This is a genomic window from Polaribacter sp. (assembly GCF_965656025.1).
Taxonomy (GTDB): domain Bacteria; phylum Bacteroidota; class Bacteroidia; order Flavobacteriales; family Flavobacteriaceae; genus Polaribacter.
The window spans coordinates 1-3,007 of record NZ_CBFHJT010000120.1; the positions used below are offsets into that span (position 1 = coordinate 1).

The 3,007-nt window shown below is 31.8% G+C and carries 5 protein-coding genes; all 5 read right to left on the reverse strand.

From position 1 onward, the window contains the following. Positions 1 to 142, reverse strand: a 142-nt coding sequence (locus ACTG3S_RS14145; protein WP_439129983.1) for a GIY-YIG nuclease family protein, incomplete at its 3' end; no start/stop codon positions are given. A gap of 90 nt (positions 143 to 232) precedes the next feature. Continuing rightward, positions 233 to 451 carry a DUF6500 family protein gene (locus ACTG3S_RS14150; protein WP_439129979.1) on the reverse strand — a complete coding sequence of 73 codons (219 nt, stop codon included), beginning with the start codon at positions 449 to 451 and terminating at the stop codon, positions 233 to 235. Beyond that, positions 444 to 1,889, reverse strand: a complete 1,446-nt coding sequence (locus ACTG3S_RS14155; RefSeq protein ID WP_439129980.1) for an aldehyde dehydrogenase — start codon at positions 1,887 to 1,889, stop codon at positions 444 to 446. Before ACTG3S_RS14155 ends, ACTG3S_RS14150 begins: the two co-directional genes overlap by 8 nt. 7 nt (positions 1,890 to 1,896) lie before the next feature. Continuing rightward, entirely contained in the window at positions 1,897 to 2,304 is a 408-nt protein-coding gene (locus ACTG3S_RS14160; RefSeq protein WP_439129981.1) for a RidA family protein, read from the reverse strand. A gap of 156 nt (positions 2,305 to 2,460) precedes the next feature. Then, positions 2,461 to 3,007 (reverse strand): DUF1697 domain-containing protein (locus ACTG3S_RS14165; protein WP_439129982.1); only part of this gene is annotated, 547 nt, incomplete at its 5' end.

Sequence of the window (3,007 nt, forward strand, 5' to 3'; positions counted from 1 at the left end):
CTAAAGGTCTTCTTTTAAAAGTAAAACAATTTTTATTTAACCCTTTTTGATGTTCATTAAATCTTCTTTCAATATTATTTGTAATACCTGTGTAAAGTAAATTATCTGAGCATTTTAATATATAGACAAAATACGTTTTCATAATTAACCTCTCGACTGCGCTCGAGGAGACATTTTAATGATATTAACTTTTTTTCATCCTCTCGACTGCGCTCGAGGAGACATTTTTAGATTAATTAACATTTTTAATCATTTTTTTAATCTTTATTGCTTTTTCAAAGTGATCTAATTGATGTGTTTCAATCCACCAAGTAGCGACTTCCATTAGCAATTTCGGATTCTCGTTTTTATTTTTGAAAAATGCGTAAAAAGATAAACCGACCTTTTCGCCTTTTTTAGCAATCTTTTCATCACAAACTTGTATGATTTTTTGTTTGATTTCTTTATTCATATTTGATACAGATATTCTTTGGTTCTGTAAAAAAACGTAAGGCTTCAAAACCTCCTTCACGTCCTACGCCACTTTCTTTTGTGCCTCCAAAAGGAGTTCTTAAATCTCGTAACATCCATGTATTTACCCAAACAATCCCTGTTTGTAATTGTTTTGCAAACTGCATAGTTCTGTTCAAGTTATTTGTCCAAATTGTAGCCGATAAACCATACTTTACTTCATTTGCTAAAGTTAAGGCTTCTTCATCGGTTTTGAAAGACATAATGGTAACCACTGGCCCAAAAATTTCTTCTTGATTTAATTTACATTCGTTGTCTTTTACCTCTATAATTGTGGGTTGTAAATAATAACCATTTTCTCTGTCAGTGACAGTTACAGTTTCTCCACCAAAAAGTATTTTACCTCCTTCTTTTTCTGCAATATCAATATAACTTTTCACCTTTTCTAAATGTTGTTTAGACACCAAAGCTCCAATATTTGTATCTTTTTCAGACGGATTCCCAACTCTTAATTGCGCTACTTTTTTTATAAAATCTTCTTTGAACTTTTCATAGATATTGTCTTCTACTAAAATTCGACTTCCACATAAACAAATCTGACCTTGATTTGCAAACGAAGAATGAACTGTAGTTTCTAACATCTTCTCATAATCGCAATCTGCAAAGATGATATTTGGGTTTTTTCCTCCTAATTCTAGAGAGATTTTCTTAAACATGGGTGCTGCAACTCTGGCAATATGTGCTCCTGTTTTTGTACCTCCAGTAAAAGAAATTGCTTTGATATTGGGATGTTCTACAATGGCTTGTCCTGTGGTTGAACCTAAACCATGAACAATATTTAACACTCCTTTTGGTAAACCAGCTTCGTTGCAAATTTTTCCTAATAAATAAGCGGTCATTGGTGTAACTTCACTTGGTTTTGCAACCACGCAATTCCCTGCTGCAATGGCTGGTGCTATTTTCCAAGTAAATAAGTATAAAGGTAAATTCCAAGGAGAAATACAACCGACAACTCCAATTGGCTGACGCAAAGTAAAATTAACAGCATTTAAGCCTACACTCTCATGCGCTTCCGATGAAAACTGAGTTATGGCATTTGCAAAAAACTGAAAGTTACTTGCTGCTCTTGGAATGTCTACTTGTTTGGCTAACGCTATTGGTTTACCATTGTCTTTGGATTCTGCTACTGCTAAAAAGTCTAATTTTTCTAAAATTAAATCTGATATTTTATATAGTATTTTACTTCTTTCTTCTAAAGTAGTATTACTCCAACTTGGAAAAGCTTTTGCTGCTGCTTGGTAGGCTTTTTGTACATCTTCTTTTGATGAATTTGGAATTTGTCCGTAAATTTCCCCCACTGCAGGATTGTAATTATCTAAATAATTACCTGCTTCTGGTGCAACTAGTTTTCCATTGATGTAGTTTTTTATATTTAGCATACAGCTTTTAGCTTTTGGCTTTTGGTAAATAAGCAGTAACCTTAATCTCTACCACTAAATCTGGATGTGGTAATTGATGAACTGCAACTGTGGTTCTAGTTGGGCCAGTTTCTTTTTCAAAAAATTCTGCATACGCTTTATTATATTCTGCAAAATCGTTCATATTAACTAAAAAACTAGAAACATCTACAACATCTTTTAAGTTAGCACCAACAGTTTTTAGGTTTTTATCTATATTTTCTAAAACGGCTTTTGTTTGCAAATAGGCATCTAATTTTTTGGTTCCCATTTCATCAATAATTACAACGCCTGCTATAGAATTGTCTGCTCTTCTTGAACTGGTTCCTGAAACAAAAATAAAATCACCCACTACTTTTACGTGTGGATATGCGCCTCTTGGGGTTACTTTAATCATAATCTAAAGCCCATCCTAACCTTCCCAAAGGGAAGGAACTCCAAACTGGGTGAAATTTGAAATTATTTATTAATAATTACGTCATTACGAAACTTTGAAAAAGTTGTAAAATCTATATTATAAGATTCCTTCATTTTGTTCGGGATGACATTTCTTTTAAGTTTCTGACAACTCTAATAATTTTATAGTTGTTTTAAAGTTACGAGTTGTTGCACTAACTTTTAATTTTTTCTCAATTGTATTGTTTGTCAATTTTGTTTTTCCAAAACCTGATGGACAATGTAAATACACAACATCATCTACTATTTTATACTGGTCTTCACCAATATTATTTACTTCAATTGCTGTTTCTTTAGAAGCTTTATCTAAAAATGTAAAAGCAACTATTTTATCATTTTCTAATGTAAATGGATAATTATCAATAGCTTTTTTCCATTCAGAAGTTGTTCTGGCAATTACAGGAACCTCAAAACCAAATTTTTCTTGAATTCCTTTTTTTACTTTATTATAAGTGGCTGTTTTATCTAAATCTGATTCTAAAATTATATTACCACTTTGAATATAGGTTTGCACATTATTAAATTCTAAATCATTTAATAATTCACGTAAATCTGCCATCTGGATTTTGTTTTTTCCTGATACGTTGATTCCGCGTAATAAGATTATAAATTTATTCATTTGTTTGTCTGTTCGAGCGCAGTCG